The organism is Prevotella sp. P4-67, assembly GCF_002251325.1.
In the GTDB taxonomy this organism is placed as follows: domain Bacteria; phylum Bacteroidota; class Bacteroidia; order Bacteroidales; family Bacteroidaceae; genus Prevotella.
The window spans coordinates 1-703 of the sequence record NZ_NPJL01000047.1; the positions used below are offsets into that span (position 1 = coordinate 1).

Below are 703 nucleotides of genomic sequence, written 5' to 3' on the forward strand. Positions count from 1 at the left end.
AAATGACATAAGGGGAAATGTAGAGTATGAGAAATTCGTATTACCTTCAAAAAGGTACAAAAGACCTTATTATGCCTATCTTTTTTTTGTATCAAAAAGAGGAAAAGTGAAAAAGTTTTATAAATATGAGGAGGGGTATATAAAATGAAGTATCTGCTTGGCATAATAGTGCTAATAGCCATCGCCACTAATGCAAAGTGCTGCACTACCGATAGCGTATGCTACAAGAAGGCATATGATTGTATAATCAAGGATTTGAATCTATATCCGAACTCAGTATTCATATCGGACAAACTTGATGAAATGGCCAGTATTTTCTTTATAGAAGACAAGTCGCTAACCAAGGAAGAAAAAAAGACCTTATATGATGCAATGACGAGGATTAATACAAGTGAATTTTCGCCTGTGCTTCACACCATGCAACAACAGACTTGGATATATGCCAGGCCTATCGTTTTCTTTTCCATCATATATAACAACATATTGACAGCAACACTCTATATAAGAGATAATATAAATTATAAGAAATTAGAAGACTTTTCCTCAATTACAATTGGGCACAGGCCATATTACTATGTATATATGATGGTCTTTTCAGAAACAGGAGAACTAATGAAATACTACAGACATAAGGAATATGAATAATGCAGGCTAAACTAGCCAAGTCTACACGGCATGGCAATATGCAGTGTAGACTTTAATC

The 703-nt window shown here is 34.3% G+C and carries 1 protein-coding gene; it reads left to right on the forward strand.

Translation table 11 applies throughout. The annotated features are described in order from the left end of the window. The first annotated feature begins 144 nt into the window (after positions 1-144). On the forward strand, positions 145-645 hold the full coding sequence (locus CIK92_RS07770; RefSeq protein ID WP_022309663.1) for a hypothetical protein: 501 nt from the start codon (positions 145-147) through the stop codon (positions 643-645). Positions 646-703 lie beyond the last annotated feature (58 nt).

Coding starts and splice junctions, on each gene's coding strand:
- CIK92_RS07770 (WP_022309663.1), top strand. CDS start 145: ATGAAGTATCTGCTTGGCATAATAGTGCTAATAGCCATCGCCACTAAT.